The following is a 23,409-nucleotide window of genomic DNA, read 5'->3' on the forward strand; positions in this document are numbered from 1 at the left end:
CTCGAGCAGGACGGCGTAATGCCCAGATGACCGGCCTGCGGGCCGGCCATCCGGGCGACCGGTCAGGCGATCACTTCCAGCCCAGCACTTCGTAACCCTGATCGCGCAGGCAGCGGTCGACATAGGCCTTGTACAGCGGGCTGGGCCCGGACGAGCGGAACAGCCCGCCGATCAGCCCGTGCGCGCCGCCGCCGGCCGCGCCGGTAGCCGCACCGCGACCGGCATTGCCGAGCACGGCGCCGACTGCCGCGCCGGTCGCTGCGCCCACGGCCGCCCCCACGCCAGTGGATTTCGCGACTTCCGTCGCCTGTCCGTCATCGACGTTTGCGGCATCGGCCTTTCGCTGGCAATCCTGCACCGCCAGCTTGCCGACCGCCGGCCCGCTCTGGTTCAGCTTCGCGTTCGGGTACAGCACCGGGCGCGACGCGGCGCAGCCAGCCAGCAGCAACAGCGGCAGCAACGCGCTGGCAACGACGGTGGACGTGGTAGTCATCAGGCAGACATCCCTTGGAAAGTTGAGCGTGATCATGCCGCGCCGAAACCGGCATGGCGACCGGGGTTCAGTCCGTCGGCGCTTGAGCCAGGAACCAAAGGCCGACGAATACCCGCGGATCGACCCGCTTGCCGGCCGCCATCTGCGCCATCAGCCACGGCTGGATGGTCGTGATCGGCACTCGGTGCACGGTGATGTTCTCGCCTTCGACCCCGCCGCCGTCATGAACGCGGGTCAGCTTCGTGGCCACATAGAAATGCAGCAGCTCCGAGGACATGCCCGGCGCCGTCGGGCCGGTCAGCAGATGCCGGATGCGGCCAGCGCGGTAGCCGGTCTCCTCTTCCAGCTCGCGCAGCGCCGCCGCCTCGAAATCCTCCTCGGCGTACGCCGCTTCATCGCCGACGATGCCCGCCGGCAGCTCGATGCACGGCGCATCGAGCGGCACCCGGAACTGCTCGACCAGCAGCAACTCGCCCTCATCGGTACGCGCCGCAATGAACGCCGCGCCACGGGCATTCGCCCGCGCCACGTACTCCCAGGTGCCGCTGCGGTACAAGCGGAGGAAACGGCCTTCATGGAGGATTTCGGGCATGGACACAGGACGATCGGGGCTCGCCGCGATTATCGTTGGTCGAGGGTGACTGCGGATGTCCGCGCGTTGGACGTGAACCGGCTCACGGGGCCGCCGCGGTTCAGGATCGAAAGGCCCATCTGCCGACCATCCACTGCCCGATAACGATCAACGATCGCAGCAGCGCATCGAACATCTGGTTCATCGCTTGGCCCATGACGGTCAATGGCTTGTGTTCCCGCAGGCAACGGCCGAGTCGCCACTCTTGCAGCCGGGTCAGGCGGGTCTCAAACATGTGCTCGACCTTCTCGCGCTCCTGCTGGCTCAGTACGGTTCGAACATCAATCAGCAATGCGGCTGCCGTCAGCTGCCTCAGATTCGCGCCTGGCAGCGCAGCGCGCCGCTTCGCCTCTATCCCAGCATAGTGCGGCCGAAGCGTACGGTTCTTCATCGCGGTTTTGATGGCTGCAATTCCCTCGCGAAGATGGTCGCCGCCAATCACCAGCGTCAGCAGCAAGTCTCGCGCGTCACGCACCGACTCCGCCGCACTCTCATCCGCTTTGCTGCGGGCTGGATTGACCATGACCGAGGCCTTGCCGACCACGATCCACGGCGTTTTACCGTCATGCCACCGCAACGCCACTTCAATTTCGTACTTGCCAGGTTTGGGGAACAACGCGCCTTCGCCACCACGCAACAAGGTGAGTGCACCCTCGACGCTAGAATTTAGCGGCAATTTCTGCAGTTTGCCGCCGTCGCCCGGAATCAGCAGCGGACGAAAACTGCGGCTCTTGCCGTCCGGATAGGGACCGAAAACTTCGCCACGCACATGCGCCCCAGACAGGCCAATGTCGGCCGGCACCAACACCTCATCGCCAGACGCGCCACAATGCTTCAGCAGTAGCTCCACGCGTACCGGGGCCCCGAGCGGAATGGTATCCAATACAGGAGTGACCGTTAGCTGCAGGTCATTCGACGGATCGGGATTAGCATCGTCCCCGTAATCAAGATCGTAGGACGGCATATCTCCGCCTGGCCGCACTAGAGGATCAGGTGCATGACGAAGAAACATTGCATCAGCGTCACTGAATGACCAACCAATATTGTTCGGGAACTGCTTACTAGTTTTAACAGCAACGTCTGCGATCGCCTCCGTTGTCCGCATCAGATATACCCCAACATCGTCGTGAAACAGACTCATCGCATGACCAACTTCATGGACGGCAGTTCGAAAATACGGTCCCGGCGCCGAGCAAGACGTTTTCGCCTGCAAATAACCCCATTTCGAATCGACTGGAAATTTCCAGTTCGCGGATACTGCTGCCCCTTCCCGAACAATTGCCGTGCTGTCGCTCGCACCGACGTCATACATCACGCCACGATGTCCGGACATTAGGCTGTCGACACAAAGCAAGTGATAGCGCCACTCACGATCAAGCTCGGCATCCTTGCTCCGCCACTTGCTCATGGCGTCATGACACTCCGCGTTTGTCCAAGGCAGTCGTGGCTTTCGCGCCGGGATCGTGCAGTCATCAATCTGCGCCGAAATCTGCCAGTCGACAGCAGCGCCAATGGCCGTCCAATCTTGGGGCGACGCCCCCGTCCCGGTAGGCGGCGTGATGCCGTCCTCGCAGTCAATTTCGATTTTCGCAGTGCGTAGAAAACTACTCACCCAAGCCAGACGCAGAAATGCAACGGTATCGCCATTACCCTCGAAACGTTTAACACAACCGTAGAGATTTCCATCGCCTTGGCTGGACAAACTCACGCGGTAGGTACCGTCGGGGTCGGTTGACCAAACAGATTTTGCGGAATCAACCTGGGGTTTCGCTCGGGCTAGTAGCTCAAAACTCAGGGAAACGAATTGATCGTCAATCGATGCTGGCTCGATTTGCGAATGCTGAAGGTAGTATCGATATCTGTTCCGTGAGTAGATCGGCACTGTCGCGTCGCAATGCCCTTTATCGTTCAGTGCATCAATTTCGTACAGATCACCACTAACAAAAGGTAATCCATCGCCGTCGTGGTGTACGCGCAGGCTACCCTCGAAACATTGGCCATCGACACCATCCCAGCGCAGACGATAACAGCCGGTTGGAAGATTCTGAGCCCCCCACGCCACCCTTGCTCTAGTGGAAGCATCAGGAAGCCTGATCGGCTCATTGCGGAAGTATTCTTTCGACAAACCCACACCCTGGCGAAATGATACTGAGGAGAACTCAGACTTCCACGCGCTGTATCGACCAGCCCGCGTGCTGACCCTGCGCCATATTGCGGCATAACCACGGAACTGCCGCTCGAGCCTCATCCTCGAAACCAAACGGAGGATTGACAACCAGAAATCCACAAGCAGTCATTCGGCGTTTAGCGATTCCGTTGGCATCAACACTGCGCGAGGGCGCATCGGTTTCGATCCTTAGATCAAGAGCCGGCCTGCGGGTGTCACGCGAAATACGTCGCACAAACTGGTTGCATGCACGTTCATCCTTGAGTGGATACCAAATTGCCTGAACAGCATTCGCGAACCGCTCGCCCGTTCGTTTTGCAAGTTTGGCAATGGCATCGAATTCCCCGGGCTGCTCGAATGGTGGATCGATCAGTATCAGCCCCCTTTTCTCCTGTGGCGGCAGTAGTGACCATGCTTCGTAGCCGTTGCGCATATGAATCTGAGTTGCAATTGCTGAACCGCGCATAGTCATGCGTAGCGTTTCCGCCACCGCCTCAACCTTCTCGCAGAGCACCAATCGATCGCCGACGGCGGGTCTCGCAAAATTTCTGGCCAACTCCGGCGAGCCTGGATAGACAAGATGGCCGGCAGCGGGGTTAAAGCCACAAACACGTAATGCCGTGCGGTAGTCATCGACCATCTTCGGAACTTCCGACCCGATGGCGATGGCGCTGCTGTTCACCAAAGCAACTCCGTGCCGCCACTCAGGCATCGATCCTGCGGCGCCCTCCGCCAACGGGTAAGCACCAGCACCAGCGTGGGTGTCTACGTATACCCAAGCCTTGGCCTTTTTCGATAATTCGGTCAGGAGACCAACGAGCAAGACGTGCTTGAAGACGTCTGCGAAGTTGGCAGCATGAAACGCATGGCGGTAATGCATTGAGTGACGTCGAAAAGGAGCCCAGCGCTATTATCGGCAAATCAGCACGTGCTGGCCTTCCTAAAGCAACACCGGCACCAATCGTTGCTAGCGGGTAATGGGGGTCCCTGGGCAGCTTGATGACTTGCAGCCTCCGTCGCCCGGCCCGCCGGCAAAGCTCGCAAGAGAAACTCGCAGACCGCGACTCTGTGCGTCCGTGCGGACTTCCGCTTCATCGGCGTATTGCTCGCCGCAGCGCTGCCAATTGTCAAGCAATGCTGTCAGTCGAGTCGGATAAACCTCCGGAAGGCAGAGCGCCTGAATAACGATTGGATCCGCATTGACGGCCGCTACATCCTGTCCATTGTTGGCGAGCAGAACGGCACGGATTGGCTGCTTCCCGCCAGAAAATCCGATGCGGGACGGTTCATGCTTGGTCGGGTCAAAGCTGTAGAAGACTTCAAGATGCTGAACAAAGCCAGGCGAGTAGCCACGCTCAATGAGGGTGTCGTACACAATCTGGATTGCGCCTCCGTTCGGCGCAGCGCGCAAACACGCTGCCTGGGCACGCGGATCGCTATCAAACGCATCCTGAATATTTGCAATGACGGTTTCGTCAAATGACATCGGTAGCTCCTGTATCGGTGATGGGTGACGCTGGCTTTACTGTAGGGATGCTCGAACCACTGATCACGCTGCCGCACGATTCACGGTCACAACGGCTTGCCACCTGCCAGAAGAGGTCTCGCGGCCATCAAGCTCGGGTGCCCGGCATACAGCACCTTGGCGAGCTTGCTGATCACCGACTCGGTCGGCGGTGCTTCGAGCATCGCCAGTTGCAGCATCAACGGATGCTCAGGCGCCAAAGCCTTGCTTTCGAGGACGGTTCTGATCGCAACCAGTTCGGCTTGCGCGGCACCTGCATCCGCGAGACCTTGAAGCGCGCGCACCTGTTCGAATCGGATGCGAACGAGCTCAATGCTGTCCGGCGCCAGCAGCGCCGAATCGTGCGGAATCAGAATGTCCAACACGTCGGCGGCTTCCTGATAACGGCCGACATCGTTGAGCACGCGCGTAAGCTGCCACATGCTTTCGCCATTGCCGGCGGAGCCGGTCTTCTCGTTGGTTCGAAACGCCGTTTCGACCGTCGCCCGGAGCGTCGCCAACGCAGTGTCGCTATGCCCACGATGGTGCGCGAGCATGGCCTGTCCACCCGAGATCACGACACGCCAGCCATCCATCTCGTCGAACCAACTGCTGGCAATGGCATCCGCTTCGCGCAAATGCGCTTCCGCTTCGGCCAGGTGGCCGCCCTCAATCTCTGCGTACGCAAGGTTGCACAGCAACGGGACAAGGCGCCGAGACGGCAGTTCCGGCACGGCGCGGCGCAGCACAAGCGCCTTGCTCAAAGACTGTCGCGCATCCTGCACTTCGAGCAGCTGGAACTGGGCCAAGCCGAGACTGCGCCAGGATTCGGATGCCTCCAGCGGGCCAGAGGCGGGCTCAGCGATGCGTTGCAGCGCGCCCACCTTGGCCAGATCATCCTGGCCTAAGAAAAGGCGGGCGCGCACCAGCTCTCCCTTCAACCGACGCAGCGCCGCACGCCCGGCTTCGGAAACCGGCCGTGACTGCTCGGCCACCGTCTCGAACTTCCGGATGTTCTCTTTCAGCTGGCCCAGCGAAAAGCTCACCGTGATCCACTTCGATGCGATGTCCAGCCGTCGCTCGTCCTGCGCGCCCTGGTGCGCGACGACCAGCGCGTCCGCAGCCGCGAACTGCACGCCGCTTTCCTTCGTGTAGCCAAGCGCCGAGTAAGCACGCGCCATCGCCAGGTGCAAGTCGCGCTGGGTATCCGGCGCGGACTGGAACTGCACCGGCATGTGAGCAGCTGATCGGTCCAGAAGGTCTTTGACGGTCATGTCGCCGACCTTTCGCACGTCGCTGTTGATCTCGGCAAACATGCCATCTGCCAGGAAATCACCAACCGCCTTGGCCCGCGCGGCCTCGGTTTCGGCGACTCGCCGGGCCTCATTCGCCCGGTAGGCGAACAGCGAAGTGCCGATCAGGCCCAGCACCATCGAGGCCACGGCGACCCGTAGCCACCAGCGGCGGACGCGCGCCCTTTCGAGTTGCCGGGCCCGGCGCTCGTGCTGCAGACGGGCCTGCCGCTCGGCGGCGCGTTCGGTGCGCCGCTGATCCAGCTGGCGCAGACGCCGGGCCAGCTCGCCGGCATCGGCCAGCCGCCGCTCCGGATTGCCTTCGGTCGCCGCCGCGATGTCCTCGCGCAGCAGTTCGTCGTCGATCTCGCTTTCCCAGCCGGTCGACAGCTGGCGGCCCAGGACGCAGGTGATGAACTGGTACAGCATCAAGCCCAACGCGTAGATGTCGGCCTTCACGGTCGCCGGCTGACCGGCTGCCACTTCCGGCGCGAGGTACAGCAGCGTGCCGGCGGCGTTGCCGCTGCCGGTGTCGAGCATCTGGGTGAAGCCGGCGCGGGTGATTTCGAGGCGCTGCAGGAAGGCGCTGTCGTGCAGGCCGGAGGCGCCGAAATCGGCGAGCCGGATCGTCGGCCGGCCGTCGTCGTCGATGACGACGAAGATGTTGGCCGGCTTCAGATCCTTGTGCAGCACACCGACCGCATGGACGGCGGCCAGGGCGTCGGCGATCTGGATGATCAGGTCGATCCGGGTGGCGAACGGCACGCGGTCGATGCCGCCCTGGGCGGTGAACCATTCCTGCAGGCTGCCGGCTGGGCAGTACTCGGCCTCGGTGAACCACGGGGCTTCGTCGAAATTCCAGTCGAGCAGGTCGACATAGCAGGGCTTGTCGCCAAGGCTTTCGCGCAGCAGCCGGTAGACGGTCACTTCTCGCTTCAGGGCGGAAAGGCCGGCGCTGTCGTTGCTGAACTTGAACACGCGGCGGGCGCGACTCTTGGCGTGTTCGGCCAGCCAGCTGTCGCCAGACAGGCCGAGACGGCGCACCAGCCGCCAGTTCGGCCGCATCGGCGGCGCGTCGCCGGCGTTGAGGTCGAGCTTGGGCGGCGCGGCGCCGGCGCTGCTGTCATCGAGGCGGCGCGGCTCGGCATCGAAGCGGTAGCCGAAGCGGAACACCGTCTTGATCAGAGTCGCGTCGTCGTCGCGCAGTTCGCGGCGCAGCTTGGCGATGCAGTTGCTGAGCATGCCGTCGTTGGCCGCGCCATTGGGCCACAGGGCGTTGACCAATTCGTCCTTGGTGATCAGTTCGCCAGGGTTGCGGAGAAAGACCATCAGCAGGTTCATCGGCTTGGTTTCGAGCTTGACCAGCTCGCCGTTGCGACGAAGTTCCAGCCGTTTCTCGTTCAGCTCGAATTCACCGAACTGCCAACGGGCGCCGGGCTGGATCGACCCCGCCCCGTCGTCGCTGACCGCTGTCGGCAGCTTCCTGGACATCCCCGAACCGTCCCTGTGCAGGCGCGTAGACCTGCTGTTGTTATCTGGTCGCAGCTCGATCGGCTGCATGCCGGCATCACTATCTGCCGGCGGATTCAGGTTGTCGAGATTTTGTTCATCAAATCCGTCGACCGTGACCTCGAAACCGCCGGCACTCCGATGACAAAGGCCGCAGGCCTTCCATCGGAACGGATGATTGCTGCAGATCACAGTTCGCGGGCAGGCCCACCCCGGCCAACTGTGAACTGCCGCACAAATTTGGCGTTACGGCAGCTTGTCGGATTGCCGGCCGCTGCGCGGCTCAGCCGTGCCGTCAGGGCCGGCTGCGGACCAAGGCCAGCAGGTCGTGCCGCCGGGCGGCGATCACCACCAGCGACGACAGCCAGACCAGGCAGGCCATCGCGAACAGCGCGCCGTGATCCGGGCGGCCTTCGGCATCGATCACCGAAATGCCGAGCGGCGTGAACAGATGAAAGCCGATCGCGCCGCTGATCACCGCCAGCGACAGCAGCGCACCCAGGCCCTGGATCACGAGGCGGCCGGGCACCACGGTACCGAACAGCAGCAGCGCCGCCGCCAGCAGTTCGGCGCTGCCGATCACCCGCGCGCTGAACAGGCCGCCGGGCGCGAACAGGCCCGGGAAACCGAGGCTGGCTGCCCAGGGATCAAGCCGCGTCTCGAAGATGTAGATGGTTTCCGGGTGGCGGGTGAACTTGAAGTACAGCGACTGCACGAACACGAAGCAGATCAGCAGCACGGGCAGTTTCAGGCCGTGCCGGCGCAGAAGGGTCATGGCGAACTCCGGGGATGGGGCTGGATCGGCATGACCCGGCCAGGCTTGCAGATTGAACGCTGCCCGGCGGGGCCGACAGCGGCTGCCGTACGCGCTTTGCTACCGATCGTCCGCGCCCGGCGCGCTGTGTTCAGAACCAGCGCTGGCCACGGGCCAGGTCGTCGCGCCAGAGCTTCAGCAGTTCCACGAAACCGGTGATGCGGGCGCCGGCGGCGGCGTTGGCCTCGCCGATCTCGATGGCGATGCGCCACTGGCGGATCATCGCCCGCCAGCCTTCGATCAGCGGTGTGTCCGGGTGGTAGATGTGTGCCGATTCGGCGGTGACGCCGTTCATTTCCAGCACCTTCAGCTCGCGACCGGCGACCAGGTGCGCTTCGTCCGGGCAGCGCAGGTCGAGACGGCCGAAGTGATAGCCGGGCACGGCGTCGACGATCGCCGTCATCGCCTGGCGCAGCGCTTCGCTGCGCAGGTGGTTGCCGTCGAGAAACAGCGCGCCGCGACAGTGCGCGCCGATCTCCACCAGCGGCACCGCCTCGCCGGCCGCCGGCACCGTGTCGAGACGCGCCGCCAGCCGCTGGAACAGGCCCGGTGCGATCAGCCGGGCGCGGGCGTCGGCGAGGATCAGCGCGCCCAGCGTGCGGCGGCCGTCACCGGTCACGGCCGGGAAGCACTTGTGGACGATCGACAGGATTTCCACGCGGCCGCTGCGCGGATCGCGGTAGACGAACACGCCGTACTCGCTGCCGCCGACGTGGCGCTGGGCGATCACGTCATCGATCGCCGCCGCCAGGTATTCCGCCGCCTGCGCTTCGCTGCGGATCACCGCGACACCACGGCCGCGCTGGCCGATGTCCGGCTTCAGCACCACCGGGTAGCCGGAACCGGCGGCGACGAAGGCACGCAGGGCGGACAGCCGCTGATCGGGCGACCAGGCCGCCGGCAGCATCGTGAAGGCCGCCACCGACGCCGGCGCATGGGCCTGCAGCGGCGCCAGCGCGTCGCGCTTGGTCTCGCCGACGATGCCGCTGGCGCGCAGGCAGGGATTGGCCGCTGTCACCGCCATGAACGGCCGGGCCCGCGCCGAGCGCAGCAGGATGTACAGCACGATCGGCGGATAGAACGCCCAGGACGGCCAGAACTCCCAGCGCAGCAGCCGAGACAGGCCGATGCCCAGCCGCTGGCGGCGGCTGATCCGGAACCGTTCCGGCGAATGAGTGCCGGCGGCCGATGGCGGCAGTGGTGGGCTCATCCGGCCTGGCGCTCGCGTTCGTAGCGCAAGGTGGCGGCGGCCTTGCCGATCGATTCCGGCAGGTTCAGGCCGTGCTGCCGCAGCGCCAGCCGCAACAGCGCGTAGTGATGCACGGCGTGGGCGGCGACGAACAGCAGCTCGCGCAGTGGCGTGGAGCCGCTGACGAAGCGGTCGTCGCCGGCAATGCCGCCGTCGAACGCGACGGCGATGGTGTCCGGCCACGGCTGCTCCAGGCGGCGCTGAAAGCCGTCGGCCAGCGTGTCGCAGCGCTGCCGCGCCAACGCCGGGTCGCATTCCAGGCTGCGGTCCCGGCAGCGGTTGTCGTAGTCGATCACGCCCTGATCGAGGCCGGCCAGCAAGGCTTCGTAATGCTCGATGACGTGGCGCAGGTGCGGGCCGATCTGCTCGGCGAACGCCAGCCCGGCACGCTCGGCGACCTCGGCGATACCGGCACCCTGGCGCAGCGTGTCGATCGCGTAGCCCACCGCGCGGCCGATCGGATCACGGGCGCGCATGGGGCACTCCGGACGTCTCGATCACCGCTGCGGCCGGCGCGGGCCGGCGCGACGGGAGCGACGTTGCCGACGCCCGCAGCAGCAGCGTCGGGTAGACGACTGCGAAGCCGATGGTCGGCAGCAGGCCAGGCGCCAGCGTCAGCAGGATGTTCGGCGTGCCGAGTGCCAGGTGCACGCCGATCAGCAGCGTGTAGGTCGCCAGCACGCTGCCGGCTGCGGCCAGCAGGGCGCCGTCGCGCGGCCGCGCCGGAAGACGGAACAGCGCACGCATCAGGCGGACGCTGCTGACGGTGATCACCACGCTCATCAACCAGTGCGCGCCGCCGCTGCAGGCGGCCTGCCGCAGGCCGTCGGCGCGGTTGGCGTAGAACGCCCAGCCGCCGTAGGCGAGAGCGCCGAGCATGGCGCCGTACGGGCTGTCCATCAGGCGGAACAGCGTACTCAGGCAGCGATCACGAACGCGGTCCACCATCCCACTCGACTCCGGTCGGACGCCGATCGGCGCCGGGAAACCGGCCTGCGACAGGCCGGCACCTGCTGCGGTGGTGCGGATCACCACGGCTGCATCCCACGTACGGCGAAGACCTCGTGCGGGAGGCAGCCGGTGCGGGAGGCAGCGCGCAATTCTACGACGGGCCGCCAGCCCGTCTGGCGCACCGCCGGCCGTGGGGCTGCCTGCGAAGATGGCCGTTGAAGCGATCGTCGATCCTTCATCGGGCCCGGACCAGACCATCGAAGGCCGCATCGGCCTTGCGGATGTAGCCGGCCGGGTCCTTTTTCCACTTGCCGGCCACCGCGGCGTCGTAGTTCAGATACAGCTTGCCGTCGATCACTGCCCACTGGTCCGGCTCGATCTTCACCAGATGGCCTTCGGCCACGCCGTACGCGCAGTAGCCGCCGTACTGCGGCGCGTACTGCTCGGGCGCGGCAACGAAGCGATCGAGATGCGCCTGGCTGGCGAACTTCCAGCGGGCGCCGCGCCAGACGTGGACATAGCGATCACTGCCCGCCACCGGCCGGCCGTCGAGAAAATAGGCGACCGGGTCGTAGCCGCGGATCGCGATATCGGTGCGGGGCGGATCGCTGAAGAAACCGCCGCCTTCACCGAAGGTGTTGATCGGCGGCGCGGCGCAGACGCCGCCCGCTGCGACCAGACCGAACAGCAGGGCGAGTAAACGGACGCGAATCGGGTGCATGACATTCCTCGGGGATATGGCCGGCCGCATCGCCCTTCAATGCCGAACGGCGGCGGGTCCGGCAGGTGAATGCAGCGTGCGTGACAGGACGGCGGCCAGCCAGTCGGCGGCGTCCGGCTTTTGCTACGCATCGTTCGCGTAATTTAGATTGCAAACACTCTCTATCTTTCGTAGATTTTGCCGCACACGCTGCACCCGACCGAGGAGAAGCCGATGCGCGCAGACGCCCCCCACACCGCCCCCTTTGACCTGATCATCCGCAACGGTCGCCATTTCGACGGCACCGGCGGGCCGTCGGCCGTCCGCGATCTCGGCATCCGTGATGGCCGTGTGGTGGCGATCAGCCCGGAACCGCTCGACGCCCGCGATTGCCCGGAAGTGATCGACGCGTCCGGCAAGTGGGTGGTGCCCGGCTTCCTCGACACCCACACGCATTACGACGCCGAACTGCTGGCCTCGCCAGGCCTGAAGGAAAGCGTGCGCCACGGCGTCACCACGGTGACTTTCGGCTCCTGCTCGATCGGCATGGTCTGCTCGGCGCCGGAAGACTGCTCGGACCTGTTCACCCGCGTCGAATCGATTCCGCGCGACAACGTGCTGCCGTTGCTGCAGAAGACCAAGACCTGGAACACGCCGCGCGGCTATGTCGAGGCGCTGAACCGGATGCCGCTCGGTCCGAACGTCACCGCCTTCCTCGGCCATTCCGACCTCCGCGTGTCGGTGATGGGCCTGTCGCGCGCGGTCGACAAGCACACGCAGCCCAGCGAAGCCGAGATGCAGCGCATGGAAGCGGTGCTCGAGGAAGGGCTGGATGTCGGCCTGCTCGGGCTGTCGACGATGACCACCAAGTGGGACAAGCTCGACGGCGACCGCGAACGCTCGAAATCGCTGCCGACCACCTACGCCCGCTGGAAGGAATACGCCCGCCTGAACCGCGTGCTGCGGCGGCGCGGCCGCATCCACCAGGGGGCGCCGGACATCGTCACCAAGATCAACATGTTCGCCTTCCTGTTCGCCTCGTTCGGCTGGTTCCGGAAGCCGCTGAAGACGACGCTGATCACGTTGATGGACGTGAAGTCGAACGGCCTGCTGCACCGGGTGGTCGGCAAGCTGGCGCACTTCTGCAACCGCTTTCTCGGCGCCGATTTCCGCTGGCAGGCGCTGCCCTGCCCGTTCGAGGTCCATGCCGACGGCATCGATCTGGTGATCTTCGAGGAATTCGGCGCCGGCGAAGCGGCGTTGCACCTGGCCGACGAAGTCGAGCGCAACGAGCTGCTGAAGGACGAGCAGTACCGCCGCTGGTTCCGCAAGAACTACGAGTCGAAGCTGACACCACGCGTCTGGCACCGCGACTTCCACGATGCCGAGATCGTCGGCTGCCCGGACGCCTCGGTGGTGGGCCAGAGCTTCGGTGCGGTGGCCGATGCCCGCGGCATCCACCCGGTCGACGCCTTCCTCGATCTGGTCGTCGCGCACGGCAAGCAGCTGCGCTGGAAGACCACCATCGGCAACTACCGCAAGCACCGGCTGGAAGCGATCGTGCAGGACAAGGGCGCTATCCTGTCGTTCTCCGATGCCGGCGCGCATATCCGCAACATGGCGTTCTACAACTTCCCGCTGCGGATGCTGAAGCTGGTCAACGACGCAATCAACGAAGGCCGCGCCTTCATGAGCATCGAGCAGGCCGTGTGGCGGCTGACCGGCGAACTGGGCGACTGGTTCGGCATCGACGCCGGCCACCTGCGGCTCGGCGACCGGGCCGACATCGCGATCATCGAACCCATCGGCCTTGATGCCGCCACTGCCGCCTACGCCGAAGCACCGATGCCGGAGTTCGGCGGCATGCTGCGGATGGTCAACCGCAACGATGCCGCCGTGGTCGCCACCGTCATCAACGGCCGGATCGCCTACCGGCAGGCCGGCTTCGCCGCCGACTTCGGCCAGCAGCGCGGCTATGGCCGCTTCCTGGCAGCCGGGGCATCGACCGGCGCTTCGGCGGCCCTGGCTCACGCCGCCTGACGATGCCTGACGCCGCCGGCAGCGCCGCCCCCGCCCGTCGCACCCAAGCCGAGCGCCGCGCCGGCACGGTGCGACGGCTGCTCGACGCCACGACGGCGGCCCTGATCGAGATCGGCTACTACCGGACCACCGTCGCCGAGGTCTGCGCCCGCGCCGGCCTGTCGCAGGGCGCGCTGTTCCGCCATTTCGAAACCCGCATCGCGCTGCTGATCGCGGTGGCCGAGGACATCGACAGCGGGCTGCGGGCGCTGTATCGCCAGGACTTCGAGCGGCTGCGGCCGAGCCACGTCGATGAACTGGTGCTGGCGATGGAAGTGCTGCGCGCCAACATCGCCTCGCCGCTGCACCAGGCCTGGTTCGAGCTGCTGATGGCGGCGCGTACCGACACGGCCCTGCACGCGGCCCTGCTGCCGATGTGGCAGCGGCGCGCCGACGATGACCAGCAGCTGGCGGCTCAGCTGCTCCCCGAACAGGCCCGGCAGCTGCCGGATTTCGCGGTGCTGGTCGACACCATGGTCACGCTGTTCCACGGCGAAGGCGTCGACCGTTTCCTGCGCCACGATCCGGCCGCCGAAGCGCGGCGGATGCGCTGGCTGATCGACCGGATGCGGCCGCTGCTCGACCTGCCGCCACGCTGACGGCCGGTCCGCAGGCCGCCGCCCGGCCCGCGACGGAACGACCGACATAGTCCGTTTGTCTTAACGACGCCGGTCGACCCATCCTCTATAGTGATTGGGACCACCTAGCGAACGGATTCCAACCGGTGGCCAAGTCCTGACCCCGATATGTCCCGCCGGATGAAAAGCCTGTTCCTCAGCGTGCGAATGCGCCTGCTGGCCTTGTGCCTCGGGCTCGTTTTCGTGCTGGGCGGCGCCAGCGCTGCGGTGCTGCTGCTGATGGCCCAGGGCCGCGACGCCCGGAATGCGCAGCAGGCCCAGTTCCAGCGCTACGAGACGGTGCTGGCGGTCCAGCAGGCGCAGGCCCTGTTCCGCCATCGCAGCGGCCAGATGACCTCGGCCAGCGCGGCCGGCGAGGAAACCTGGCGGATGACCGCGCGCCTGGCCCAGCAGGCCGCCAAGGCCGATCTCGATCGCGAACTCCAGGAGCTGGCGCGCTTCGACGAAGCCAGCGCCGACCAGCTGCTCGACGCCAACAGCAGCGTCGGCCAGCTGTCCGAACAGGCCATGGCGGCGGTGATGGCCGGGCGCAAGGTCGAGGCCTCGGTCGCGCTGAAAGACCTGCAGCGGCGTCTGGAACAGATCGAGGACACGCTGCGCAGCGCCAAGCAGCGCGAGCAGGAACGGCTGAATGAACTGCAGGGCCGGGCGCAGCGGCGCATCGAGCGGGCGCTGCTGGTGGCCAGCATCGTCATCAGCGTGGCCATCGTGCTCGGGCTGATCGCCACCTTCCTGGTCGTGCGCTCGGTGATCCGGCCGCTGAAGATCACCACCGACGCGATCCGGCAGGTCAATTCCGGCGCCATCGAAATCGACCTGCCGCCGATCCGCCCGGACGAGTTCGGCGACATGGCGGTGGCACTGCGCCAGTTCCGCGACCAGGCTGAACGGCTGCGCCGGCTGGCCTATCACGATCCGCTGACCGGCCTCGGCAACCGGGCGCGGCTGGAGGAAAACCTGCAGCGAGCGATCGACCGCTCGCGGCAGACCCGCGAACCGGTGGCGATGCTGTACGTCGATCTCGACAACTTCCGCGCCGTCAACGACAAGTTCGGCCACAAGACCGGTGACCGCTATCTCGGTGAAGCCGCCAGCCGCCTGAACCGCTTCATGCCCGATGGCGCGCAGCTGTACCGCCACAGCGGCGACAAGTTCGCGATCACCATCGACAACCTCGACCCCGGTTCGGCGCTCGAGCACACGCTCCGCGAACAGGCCGACAACGTGCTGCGCGGTCTTTCGGAAAGCTACCCGCTGGGCGACAACCTGCTGAACATGTCGGTGTCGATCGGCATCGCCGTGTTCCCGGGCGACGGCGAGACGGCCGAACAGATGGTGGCCAGCGCCGAAGCCGCGATGTACGTCGCCAAGAAGAACGGCCGCAACAATGTGCGCTTCGCCTCTGCCCAGCTGACCGGCACGATGCGCAAGCAGCTGGCCCTGGCCAGCGAGATCCGCCGGGGACTGGAGCGCGGCGAGTTCGAGCCGTTCTACCAGCCGGTGGTCGATGTCGATCAGGGCCGGGTGATCGGCGCCGAAGCGCTGCTGCGCTGGCGGCATCCGGAAAACGGCCTGATGCCGCCGAGCGAGTTCATCCAGGTGGCCGAGGAATCCGGGCTGATCAACCAGCTTGGCGAGTTGTGCCTGGTCAAGGCGCACGAGCAGGCGCAGATCTGGGCATCGCGCAATCGGCGGCTGCGGGTGTCGGTGAACCTGTCGGTGCGCCAGGTGCACGACGGCAAGATCCTGCAGATCCTGCGCGGCTTCGGCAGCGCGCCGGGCTCGCGCGAACGGCTGATCGACTTCGAGCTGACCGAATCGGCGCTGCTCGATTCCACCGAGTACAGCCACACGATGCTGACCGAGATCAAGCGTCTCGGCTTCCGCATCGGCCTCGACGATTTCGGCACCGGCTATTCCTCGTTCAGCTATCTGCAGCGGCTGCCGATCGACAAGATCAAGATCGACCGCCAGTTCGTCGTCGCGATGGGCGCCTCGAAGCAGGCGCTGGCGATCGTCTCCGCAACCTTGACCCTGGCCCAGAACCTCGACCTCGGCGTGATCGCCGAAGGCGTCGAAAGCACCGAGCAGATGCGCCAGCTGCGGATACTCGGCTGCAAGCTGCAGCAGGGCTTCTACTTCACGCGGGCGCTGCCGGCGGCGGAGTTCGAAGCGTGGTCGGTGGCCTTCGAGCGCAACGGCATGGATGGCCACGCTCGCACCGTGGCCGACCGCGAGCCGATCACCATCGGCGTTCGCTGAAGCCCGGTCCGCCAGCTGCGGCCCAGCGCAGCTAGCTGCGGCCCAACGCCGACAGCCGCGCCCGCGCCTCGTTGGCAACCAGCGGCGCGCGATCGTCGCAGGCCCGTTCCCAGATCTTCACTGCATCGTCCGGCAGCAGCCGGACCAGGGATTCATAGGCAGTCAGTCGGGTCCGCCGGCATGGGTGGCGGCGCGCCAGATCGCCAAGCAGCTGGCAGGTGTCGCCATTACCGGCATACCCGGCAATGGCCACTGCATCAACGCGCCGCGCGGTGTCGGTGTCGAGGCCGAAGCCGTTGATGGCCTGCCGCTGCAGATCGAACAGGTACTGGTCGCGCGCCTTCAGCGCCGGCGGATCGAACATCAGGCTCAGCGTGATGCTGATGTCCTCCGGCGGGTACTGCACATGCACGTCGCGGCTGCCGCGATAAAGCATGGCCCTGCCGGCAACGAACTTGGTGCGTTCCAGGAAGCGCAGTTCGACCGCTTCGCCGACATAGCCCTCGATGGCGTCGTGGTCGTATTCGTAGATCTCGGTGATGTAGCCGGCGCCGAAGTAGGCGGCCGTCAGGAAGTGGTAGTTGTGATCGTGGGCCACGTCGTAGGCCGGCTCGCCCTGCTGCACGCGGCCGGCGGTGAGATCGGCGGTCGACGGCCAGATGTTGGCCCGCAGCCGCACCTGCTGCCCCTGGCCCAGCGCGATCGACTGGGCCAGCCCGGTGAGCCCGCCGTCGACCCGGCCGCGCAGCCGCCAGTTGAGCAGCCGGACGATCAGTTCGCGGTCATTGGCCAGCGCGCCGAGCAGCGGCGCCAGCGTGGCGATGCCGTTGGGATCATCGAGATCGCGCAGCCGGTCGGCCTGCTCGACAACCTCTTCGACGGTCGCGGTGCGCTCGCTGGCACAGGCAATGGTCAACGCCACGATCAGGCCTCGCGCAGCGGCGGATCTTCGCCGCGTTCGAGCGCCTGCCGGGCGGCGCGGCGCACCAGCGGATGCGGATCGTCGAGGGCCTGCGCCAGCAGCTTGCGCACTTCCGAGCGGCTCAGCCGGCCGATGCTTTGCAGCGCGGCCCAGCGGACGCCGGGATCGCCATGGCCGGTCAGGGCCTTGAGCGGCTTCAGCGAGGTCTGGTGCGCCAGCCGCCCGGCCAGCCAGGCGGCCGCCTTCAGATCGCTGACCTCGCGATCGGCCTCGACGAACTGCCAGGCGTGCAGCGTGTCCCGGCTGAAGCGCCATTCGAGCACGGCGACCGGCGCGGTCTCGAAGATCAGCAGCAGCATCGGCGTGGCGATGCGGTAGTCGTGGATCACGCCATCGGCATGCAGCGCCAGCACGTGTCCGGGCGGCACCGTGCGGGAGCCGGCGCGCTCCAGCTTGCAGGACGGATCGAACACTTCATTGCGGAAGCCGGCCGGCAGCTGGTAACGCTCGGTCTCCAGCATCTGGCCGCCCATCGGCGCCGCCAGCGCGTGGCTGGCATTGCTGTGCAGGTAGCGGCGCGGCCGGGTCAGCAGGTGCAGCGCGAGGTTCCAGTGCGGCGTGCGCGCCAGGCTCATCGCCTGGTTGCCCCCGTTGCCGGTGCGCCGGGGGTCGTCGACCATGTCGCGCAGCGCGTCGTTGATCACCGACTCGGCGAACTGCGGGTCGAGCAGATGGCGGAACAGCGGTTCGCAGTCCCAGAAACTGGCCGGCTGACCGGGCTGGTAGCGTTTGTCGACCTGCTCCGCGAAGGCCGTGACGAGCGTGTTCTTGCCGATCATCGCGCGCTGGGGTCGTCGCTGCTGCCGTACCGGTGGGACTCGCTATCCGCGGTCATGGAACCTCGTTCACGTTCATTAAATCCAGTTCCACGACCGGCTTCCAGTGAGTGTTTCGGTCCATTCACGCAAATCGCGCGCCGGGACCATCTGCTGTCGTCCCGAACGCGAACGGCTTCACGACGGCGACCCTGACGCAGGTGCGCGGTCGACTAGCGAACGCTTGTTTCCCGCACTGCGGCAGCGGCGGTATCCTCGCCGTCCCGAATTTCCGACCGGAGTGATCCCCCGATGAACGCTGTCCTTGCTGCCGGCGCTGCGCCCGCTGTCGACGCCGCAGAACTCGAGCTGTTCCGCGACACGGTTCGCCGCTTCTTCGCCGAACACGTCGAGCCGCACTACGAGAAGTGGGAGAAGGACGGCAAGTTCCCGGCCTCGCTGTACCTGGAGATGGGCGCCAACGGCCTGCTCTGCGTCGATCTTCCGGAGGAATACGGCGGCGCCGGCGCGCCGTTCGAGTTCTCGATGGTGGTGCTCGAGGAAGCCGCGCGGATGGGCTTCCTGGCGCTGGCCTCGAACCTGTCGGTGCATTCCGACATCGCCGCGCCTTACATCCTTCACCTAGGCAGCGACTACCAGCGCCAGAAGTACCTGCCGAAGATGGTGACCGGCGAATGCATCGGCGCCATCGGCATGTCCGAGCCGGGCGCCGGCTCCGACCTGCAGGGCATCAAGACCAGCGCGCTGCCGGACGGCAACGGCGGCTATGTCATCAACGGCTCGAAGACCTTCATCACCAATGGCCAGCATGCCGGCGTCGTGGTGCTGGCCACCAAGACCGATCCGAAGGCCGGTGCCAAGGGCACCACGCTGTTCACCTTCGACACCTCGCTGCCCGGCTTCAAGCGCGGCCGCAACCTCGACAAGATCGGCCTGCACTCGGCCGACACCAGCGAGCTGTTCTTCGACAACGTGAAGATTTCGGCCGATGAAGTGCTGGGCCGGGTCGGCGGCGGCTTCGGCCATCTGGTCGACGAACTGCCGCGCGAGCGTCTGGCGCTGGCGGTGACCGCCGTCGGCCACGCCCAGGGCGCGCTGGAGAAGACCATCGCCTACACGATGGAACGCAAGGCCTTCGGCAATCCGATCGCCAGCTTCCAGAACACCCGCTTCGAACTGGCCAAGTGCAAGACCGACATCGAGGTGCACCGCGCCTTTGTCGAGAAGTGCAACGCCCAGTACGCGGTCGGCAAGCTCGACGTGCCAACCGCCGCGATGGTCAAGCTGGCCACCACCGAGATGGAAGGCCGGGTCACCGATGCCTGCCTGCAGCTGTTCGGCGGCTACGGCTACATGACCGAATACCCGATCAGCCGCTACTGGGCCGATGCCCGCATCCAGCGCATCTACGGCGGCACCAGCGAAATCATGAAGGAAGTGATTGCGCGCAGCCTCGTCGGCCGCTGAACCACGGCGATCGCGCGGCGCGTCGGGCCTCGCCGCCCGGCGCGCCGTTTTTCATTCGGCGACCTGCTGCCCGGGGTAGGGCCTTGCGGGAACCGCGCTCGCTGCCGGGGAACGCCTTCAACACTGCTGTGGCAGAGCGGGCACGATTGCACGGTGATCCGCCGGCGTGGACACTACCGGCGGGTCGAGTGCGGATCGACCCGCACACAGCAATTGCCGGTGCACCCATGCGGCCCTCGCGTTTCGACGGGTCGCTGAGAAATGGCACCTTCCCATCCAATGGAATGAGATGAGCAACCCCGTGCCGCCACTCGACAATGTCCCCATCGTGCAGCGTGGCATCCGCGCTGCAGCCGGCAGCGACTGGATCGAGTCGGGCTGGCAACTGTTTCGCGCCGCACCACTGCGCTGGTCGCTGATCTTTGCAGTGGTGATGCTGCCGCTGCTCGCCCTCTCCCGGATTCCAATGGTGGGCATGCATCTCGCTGCACTGCTGGGTGTGCTGGGCTCGGCGGTGTCCATGCAACTCGTCGATGCCGCCGTCAAAGGCGAGCCGCCCCGGGCGAGTGGGGTCGTGGCGGCGTTCAAACGACTGCGTTTCGATCACCTGCTCGCGCTGGGCATCGTCAACGCCTTGGTCACCGAGGCGCTGGGCGTTGCGACTTCTCTGCCTGGGCCGAGTCCGGTCACTGGAGAAGCGGCTGAAGCCGGCCTTGCTCCAGGCGAGTCATTCGGCGTCCTTCGCGGCCTGGCGGTGGCAGGCCTCGTGAGCTTCCCGGTTGCGATGGCCTTCTGCGTTCAGCTGATCCAGCTGGATCGGTGCAATGTGCTTCGCGCCATCCCGCTCAGTGCCATGGCGTTCCTTCCCAATTGGGCTCCGCTGCTGGTCTGGTTGCTGCAGTCACTGTTGATCCTGCTGCCACTGCTGATCCCGATCGCTGCCGGATTCTTCGTCAATTCCCCAGCGATCATGATGCTCGGCTTCGCACTGGTGTTCTGTTGGGCGATGGTGATGGCCATGTCGTCCTACTTCGCCTGGCGCGATCTCTTCGGAGCCGCGCCAACCGGCTGAGCGTCAACTCCGGTACGGCCTTTGACGGCGAGCCGCGCCTCAAGCCTCGCCGCCACACTCCGGCAGTGCATCGGTGACCGGATGCGGCTCGTCCTTCGGGAAGCGGTAGCTTTTCCAGCCGATCACCGAGGCCAGCGCGCCGGCGGCGCACAGCAGACCGACCACACCGGGCCAGCCGGCCCAGTGCCAGACCACGGACGGCAACACGCCGCCGACGCTGCCGCCGAAGTAGTAGCAGGTGACGTACAGGCCGACGGCCGGGCCGCGCTCGGCGCCGGCGATCTCGCCGACGAAGCTGGTGGTGGCGGTCTGGGCGATGAACAGGCCGACCGAAAACAGGCACAGGCCCAAAGCCACCGGCAGCAGCGCCGGCCACAGGGTCAGCAGCAGGCCTGCGAAGCCCAGCCCCCAGGCCATCACCAGCACGCGGGCGTGGCCGAAGGCGTTCAGCAGCCGGCCGGAGTACGGCGTCACCACGACACCTGCGAGGTAGACGGCGAAGATCATCGACAGCGCGGCCGGGCCGAGCGAGAACGGCGGCGCGCTGAGGTGCAGGGTCATGTAGGTGAAGCCGCCGACCAGGCTGAACAGCATCAGGAAGCCGGTGGCGAACGCGCCGCGCAATCCGGGCCGGATCAGCAGCGGCAGCAGTGGCGTGCGTGCGCTGCCGCGCGTCTTCAGCACATCCCGCCCGGGCGGCAGCCAGGCGCGGATCAGCAGCGCGATCAGCAGCTGCAGTGCGGCCAGCGCGACGAAGCCCCAGCGCCAGCCGAAGAACTCGGCGACCACGCCGGACATCAGCCGTCCGCAGAAGCCGCCACCGATGGTGCCGGCGACATACACAGCGGTGACGCCGCGCGCTTCGCTGGCCGGCCATTCCTCGGCGATGTAGGCCACCGTCACCGCGAAGATGCCCGGCAGGCACAGGCCCTGGGCGAGGCGGATCAGCATCAGCCATTCCGGCGTCGGCGCAAGACCCGACAACAGGCCCGGCAGCACCGCCAGGAAAGCCGCGAAGACGATGACCCGGCGACGGCCGAAGCGGTCCGCCAGCAGGCCGGCGAACGGCGCCGCCAGCGCCACGCCGAAAGTGCCGGCCGAGACGATCATGCCGGCCCGGGCCGCGTCCTGGCCGATCCACTCGCGCAGCAGCGGCAGCAGCGACTGCGGCGCGTACAGGTTGATGAAGGCCGCGACACCCGCGAGGGTCACGGCGATGCGGCGGCGGTTCATGGCCGGCCCGGCTGACGACTCACGCCCTTCTCCGTCTGGCGCCAAGCACCACCGGCACCTACTTCTTGGTCCGCGCCGACTGCGCCGCCAGCCGCTTCGCCTTCATCTGCATCGCCGGCGACAGGTCGCTCTTCTTGTTCTTGAACGGGTTGTCGCCGGTCTTGAATTCGAGCTTCAGCGGCACGCCCTGCAGCTTGAACGCGGCGCGGAAGGTGTTGGCGAGGTAGGCGACGTAGCTGTCCTTGAGTTTGTCGGTCTGGTTGCCGTGAATCATGATCGCCGGCGGATTGCGGCCGCTCTGGTGGCAGTAGCGCAGCTTGATGCGGCGGCCGAGCACCGCGTGCGGCGCGTGCTTTTCCACCGCCGCGATCAGCACCCGGTTCAGCTCAGGTGTGGCCATTTCGCGGGTGGTTGCCTCGTAGCCGGCGATCACGTGTTCCATCAGCTCGCGCAGGCCGGAGCCGTGCAGCGCGGAGATGAAATCGACCGGCACGTAGTCGAGGAACGGCAGCTTGAACTCGACCATCTCGCGCACCCACTTGCGCTTGTCGGCATCGAGCCCGTCCCACTTGTTGACCGCCAGCACCATCGCCCGGCCGTGGTGGGCGACCAGGCCCATCACCCGCGCATCGTGGGTGCCGATCTCGTCATGGGCGTCGACCATCGAGATCACCACATGGGCGCGGTCGATGGCCTGCAGGGTCTTGACGATCGAGAACTTCTCGATCACCTCGGTGACCCGCGACTTGCGCCGGATGCCGGCGGTGTCGATCAGCTGGAATTTCCGGCCGCCCCACTCGAACGGCACGGTGATCGAATCGCGCGTGGTGCCCGGCTCGTTCGAGGCCAGCACCCGGTCTTCGCCGATCAGGCGGTTCAGCAGAGTCGACTTGCCGGCGTTCGGGCGGCCGACGATCGCCACCCGAATCGTGCCGTCGTCGAACTCCGGATCGATGGCCGTCACCGGCGTGTCGGCCAGCAGACCGCGCAGCAGGCCGCCGACACCGTCGCCGAACTCGGCGGAAATCACCGTCGGGTCGCCGAGCCCGAGCTTGTAGAAATCGGCGACCAGCGAGGCGGCCATGCCTTCTGACTTGTTGGCCAGCAGCCGCACCGGCTTGCCGAGCTTGCGCAGTGCGCGGGCGATCTCGAGGTCGCTGCCCACCAGCCCGGCCTTGGCGTCGACCAGGAACAGCACGTGGTCGGCATCCTCGATGGCGATGCGCGCCTGTGCCTCGGCCAGCGCGGCGAGCGCATCGGAGGATTCCGGCATCAGCCCGCCGGTGTCGACGACGATGAAGCGCTTGCCCTCGAACGTGCCCTGCCCGTACTGGCGGTCGCGGGTCAGGCCGGCGTAGTCGGCGACCAGCGCGTCACGGCTGTTGGTGAAGCGGTTGAACAGGGTCGACTTGCCGACGTTGGGCCGGCCGACCAAGGCGATGACCGGCAGCATCTTCGGTTCCGCCACGGCGGGCGCATCAGCGTCGGAGGCTTCGGCAGGGGGCACTTCAGGGATGCTGCTCATGATTCACGACCATCTGGAAAACCATCGCTGGCGGCAGCCTACGCGGCCTGACGCCAAGACGACAA

At 66.3% G+C, this 23,409-nt stretch carries 20 protein-coding genes and 1 pseudogene; 5 read left to right on the forward strand and 16 right to left on the reverse strand.

What is annotated here, in order from left to right; genetic code table 11:
* Nucleotides 1–70: 70 nt before the first annotated feature.
* The 12 genes and pseudogenes from ACTIGJ_RS15165 to ACTIGJ_RS15220 all read right to left on the reverse strand — a co-directional run bounded on the left by ACTIGJ_RS15165 (nucleotide 71) and on the right by ACTIGJ_RS15220 (nucleotide 11,331).
* Nucleotides 71–493 (reverse strand): glycine zipper family protein, encoded by a 423-nt coding sequence (locus ACTIGJ_RS15165; RefSeq protein ID WP_439641170.1) that lies wholly within the window; start codon nucleotides 491–493, stop codon nucleotides 71–73.
* Nucleotides 494–560: 67 nt separating this feature from the next.
* A complete protein-coding gene (locus ACTIGJ_RS15170) occupies nucleotides 561–1,085 on the reverse strand; it encodes an NUDIX hydrolase (protein ID WP_439641171.1) in 525 nt (174 codons plus the stop codon).
* A 100-nt stretch (nucleotides 1,086–1,185) separates the two neighbouring features.
* Nucleotides 1,186–3,249 carry a hypothetical protein gene (locus ACTIGJ_RS15175; RefSeq protein ID WP_439641172.1) on the reverse strand — a complete coding sequence of 688 codons (2,064 nt, stop codon included), beginning with the start codon at nucleotides 3,247–3,249 and terminating at the stop codon, nucleotides 1,186–1,188.
* Between the two features lie 34 nt (nucleotides 3,250–3,283).
* The gene (locus ACTIGJ_RS15180; RefSeq protein ID WP_439641173.1) at nucleotides 3,284–4,171 is read right to left on the reverse strand and encodes a 23S rRNA (adenine(2030)-N(6))-methyltransferase RlmJ; all 888 of its coding nucleotides are present in this window, start codon (nucleotides 4,169–4,171) and stop codon (nucleotides 3,284–3,286) included.
* Between the two features lie 87 nt (nucleotides 4,172–4,258).
* Nucleotides 4,259–4,777 carry a hypothetical protein gene (locus ACTIGJ_RS15185; protein ID WP_439641174.1) on the reverse strand — a complete coding sequence of 173 codons (519 nt, stop codon included), beginning with the start codon at nucleotides 4,775–4,777 and terminating at the stop codon, nucleotides 4,259–4,261.
* A gap of 86 nt (nucleotides 4,778–4,863) precedes the next feature.
* Nucleotides 4,864–7,131, reverse strand: coding sequence for a protein kinase domain-containing protein (locus ACTIGJ_RS15190; RefSeq protein WP_439641262.1), 2,268 nt, complete (start codon nucleotides 7,129–7,131; stop codon nucleotides 4,864–4,866).
* Nucleotides 7,132–7,248: 117 nt separating this feature from the next.
* A pseudogene (locus ACTIGJ_RS15195) lies at nucleotides 7,249–7,647 on the reverse strand (winged helix-turn-helix domain-containing protein); the annotation flags it as partial.
* 244 nt (nucleotides 7,648–7,891) lie between these two features.
* A complete protein-coding gene (locus tag ACTIGJ_RS15200) occupies nucleotides 7,892–8,371 on the reverse strand; it encodes a hypothetical protein (RefSeq protein WP_439641175.1) in 480 nt (159 codons plus the stop codon).
* Between the two features lie 130 nt (nucleotides 8,372–8,501).
* Nucleotides 8,502–9,620, reverse strand: coding sequence for a hypothetical protein (locus tag ACTIGJ_RS15205; RefSeq protein WP_439641176.1), 1,119 nt, complete (start codon nucleotides 9,618–9,620; stop codon nucleotides 8,502–8,504).
* Nucleotides 9,617–10,135, reverse strand: a complete 519-nt coding sequence (locus ACTIGJ_RS15210; protein WP_439641177.1) for a hypothetical protein — start codon at nucleotides 10,133–10,135, stop codon at nucleotides 9,617–9,619. The genes ACTIGJ_RS15205 and ACTIGJ_RS15210 overlap by 4 nt, the downstream gene beginning before the upstream one ends.
* Complete coding sequence (locus tag ACTIGJ_RS15215) at nucleotides 10,122–10,694, reverse strand: hypothetical protein (protein ID WP_439641178.1); 573 nt, start codon at nucleotides 10,692–10,694, stop codon at nucleotides 10,122–10,124. Before ACTIGJ_RS15215 ends, ACTIGJ_RS15210 begins: the two co-directional genes overlap by 14 nt.
* A 151-nt stretch (nucleotides 10,695–10,845) precedes the next feature.
* Nucleotides 10,846–11,331, reverse strand: coding sequence for a YHS domain-containing (seleno)protein (locus ACTIGJ_RS15220; RefSeq protein WP_439641179.1), 486 nt, complete (start codon nucleotides 11,329–11,331; stop codon nucleotides 10,846–10,848).
* Nucleotides 11,332–11,544: 213 nt separating this feature from the next.
* Between ACTIGJ_RS15220 and ACTIGJ_RS15225 the strand changes: the two genes are divergently transcribed.
* From ACTIGJ_RS15225 to ACTIGJ_RS15235, 3 genes are all read left to right on the forward strand, one after another.
* Nucleotides 11,545–13,350 carry an N-acyl-D-amino-acid deacylase family protein gene (locus ACTIGJ_RS15225; protein ID WP_439641180.1) on the forward strand — a complete coding sequence of 602 codons (1,806 nt, stop codon included), beginning with the start codon at nucleotides 11,545–11,547 and terminating at the stop codon, nucleotides 13,348–13,350.
* A 2-nt stretch (nucleotides 13,351–13,352) separates the two neighbouring features.
* Complete coding sequence (locus tag ACTIGJ_RS15230) at nucleotides 13,353–13,988, forward strand: TetR/AcrR family transcriptional regulator (RefSeq protein WP_439641181.1); 636 nt, start codon at nucleotides 13,353–13,355, stop codon at nucleotides 13,986–13,988.
* 159 nt (nucleotides 13,989–14,147) lie between these two features.
* Nucleotides 14,148–16,289, forward strand: a complete 2,142-nt coding sequence (locus tag ACTIGJ_RS15235) for a putative bifunctional diguanylate cyclase/phosphodiesterase (RefSeq protein WP_439641182.1) — start codon at nucleotides 14,148–14,150, stop codon at nucleotides 16,287–16,289.
* A gap of 31 nt (nucleotides 16,290–16,320) precedes the next feature.
* Here the strand turns inward: ACTIGJ_RS15235 and ACTIGJ_RS15240 are convergent, their stop codons facing one another.
* Both ACTIGJ_RS15240 and ACTIGJ_RS15245 read right to left on the reverse strand, forming a co-directional pair.
* Nucleotides 16,321–17,211: a hypothetical protein gene (locus ACTIGJ_RS15240; RefSeq protein ID WP_439641183.1), complete on the reverse strand. Its 891-nt coding sequence runs from the start codon at nucleotides 17,209–17,211 to the stop codon at nucleotides 16,321–16,323.
* Between the two features lie 2 nt (nucleotides 17,212–17,213).
* Nucleotides 17,214–18,050, reverse strand: coding sequence for a HEAT repeat domain-containing protein (locus ACTIGJ_RS15245; protein ID WP_439641184.1), 837 nt, complete (start codon nucleotides 18,048–18,050; stop codon nucleotides 17,214–17,216).
* Nucleotides 18,051–18,338: 288 nt separating this feature from the next.
* On the opposite strand from ACTIGJ_RS15245, the gene ACTIGJ_RS15250 reads away from it, so the two are divergent.
* A complete protein-coding gene (locus tag ACTIGJ_RS15250; protein WP_439641185.1) occupies nucleotides 18,339–19,514 on the forward strand; it encodes an acyl-CoA dehydrogenase family protein in 1,176 nt (391 codons plus the stop codon).
* A gap of 289 nt (nucleotides 19,515–19,803) precedes the next feature.
* The gene (locus ACTIGJ_RS15255; RefSeq protein WP_439641186.1) at nucleotides 19,804–20,586 is read left to right on the forward strand and encodes a BPSS1780 family membrane protein; all 783 of its coding nucleotides are present in this window, start codon (nucleotides 19,804–19,806) and stop codon (nucleotides 20,584–20,586) included.
* 39 nt (nucleotides 20,587–20,625) lie between these two features.
* On the opposite strand, the gene ACTIGJ_RS15260 is transcribed toward ACTIGJ_RS15255, so the two are convergent.
* Nucleotides 20,626–21,819: an MFS transporter gene (locus tag ACTIGJ_RS15260; protein ID WP_439641187.1), complete on the reverse strand. Its 1,194-nt coding sequence runs from the start codon at nucleotides 21,817–21,819 to the stop codon at nucleotides 20,626–20,628.
* A 58-nt stretch (nucleotides 21,820–21,877) separates the two neighbouring features.
* Nucleotides 21,878–23,344: a ribosome biogenesis GTPase Der gene (gene der / locus ACTIGJ_RS15265; RefSeq protein WP_439641188.1), complete on the reverse strand. Its 1,467-nt coding sequence runs from the start codon at nucleotides 23,342–23,344 to the stop codon at nucleotides 21,878–21,880.
* Nucleotides 23,345–23,409: the final 65 nt, after the last annotated feature.

Source organism: Nevskia sp. (assembly GCF_051860985.1).
Lineage (GTDB): Bacteria > Pseudomonadota > Gammaproteobacteria > Nevskiales > Nevskiaceae > Nevskia.

What these genes read in the sequence shown, in the direction of transcription:
- ACTIGJ_RS15165 (WP_439641170.1), bottom strand. Translation starts at nt 493, where the DNA reads ATGACTACCACGTCCACCGTCGTTGCCAGCGCGTTGCTGCCGCTGTTG.
- ACTIGJ_RS15245 (WP_439641184.1), bottom strand. Translation starts at nt 18,050, where the DNA reads ATGATCGGCAAGAACACGCTCGTCACGGCCTTCGCGGAGCAGGTCGAC.
- ACTIGJ_RS15170 (WP_439641171.1), bottom strand. Translation starts at nt 1,085, where the DNA reads ATGCCCGAAATCCTCCATGAAGGCCGTTTCCTCCGCTTGTACCGCAGC.
- ACTIGJ_RS15180 (WP_439641173.1), bottom strand. Translation starts at nt 4,171, where the DNA reads ATGCATTACCGCCATGCGTTTCATGCTGCCAACTTCGCAGACGTCTTC.
- ACTIGJ_RS15255 (WP_439641186.1), top strand. Translation starts at nt 19,804, where the DNA reads ATGAGCAACCCCGTGCCGCCACTCGACAATGTCCCCATCGTGCAGCGT.
- der (WP_439641188.1), bottom strand. Translation starts at nt 23,344, where the DNA reads ATGAGCAGCATCCCTGAAGTGCCCCCTGCCGAAGCCTCCGACGCTGAT.
- ACTIGJ_RS15260 (WP_439641187.1), bottom strand. Translation starts at nt 21,819, where the DNA reads ATGAACCGCCGCCGCATCGCCGTGACCCTCGCGGGTGTCGCGGCCTTC.
- ACTIGJ_RS15250 (WP_439641185.1), top strand. Translation starts at nt 18,339, where the DNA reads ATGAACGCTGTCCTTGCTGCCGGCGCTGCGCCCGCTGTCGACGCCGCA.
- ACTIGJ_RS15200 (WP_439641175.1), bottom strand. Translation starts at nt 8,371, where the DNA reads ATGACCCTTCTGCGCCGGCACGGCCTGAAACTGCCCGTGCTGCTGATC.
- ACTIGJ_RS15235 (WP_439641182.1), top strand. Translation starts at nt 14,148, where the DNA reads ATGAAAAGCCTGTTCCTCAGCGTGCGAATGCGCCTGCTGGCCTTGTGC.
- ACTIGJ_RS15210 (WP_439641177.1), bottom strand. Translation starts at nt 10,135, where the DNA reads ATGCGCGCCCGTGATCCGATCGGCCGCGCGGTGGGCTACGCGATCGAC.
- ACTIGJ_RS15230 (WP_439641181.1), top strand. Translation starts at nt 13,353, where the DNA reads ATGCCTGACGCCGCCGGCAGCGCCGCCCCCGCCCGTCGCACCCAAGCC.
- ACTIGJ_RS15225 (WP_439641180.1), top strand. Translation starts at nt 11,545, where the DNA reads ATGCGCGCAGACGCCCCCCACACCGCCCCCTTTGACCTGATCATCCGC.
- ACTIGJ_RS15220 (WP_439641179.1), bottom strand. Translation starts at nt 11,331, where the DNA reads ATGCACCCGATTCGCGTCCGTTTACTCGCCCTGCTGTTCGGTCTGGTC.
- ACTIGJ_RS15205 (WP_439641176.1), bottom strand. Translation starts at nt 9,620, where the DNA reads ATGAGCCCACCACTGCCGCCATCGGCCGCCGGCACTCATTCGCCGGAA.
- ACTIGJ_RS15185 (WP_439641174.1), bottom strand. Translation starts at nt 4,777, where the DNA reads ATGTCATTTGACGAAACCGTCATTGCAAATATTCAGGATGCGTTTGAT.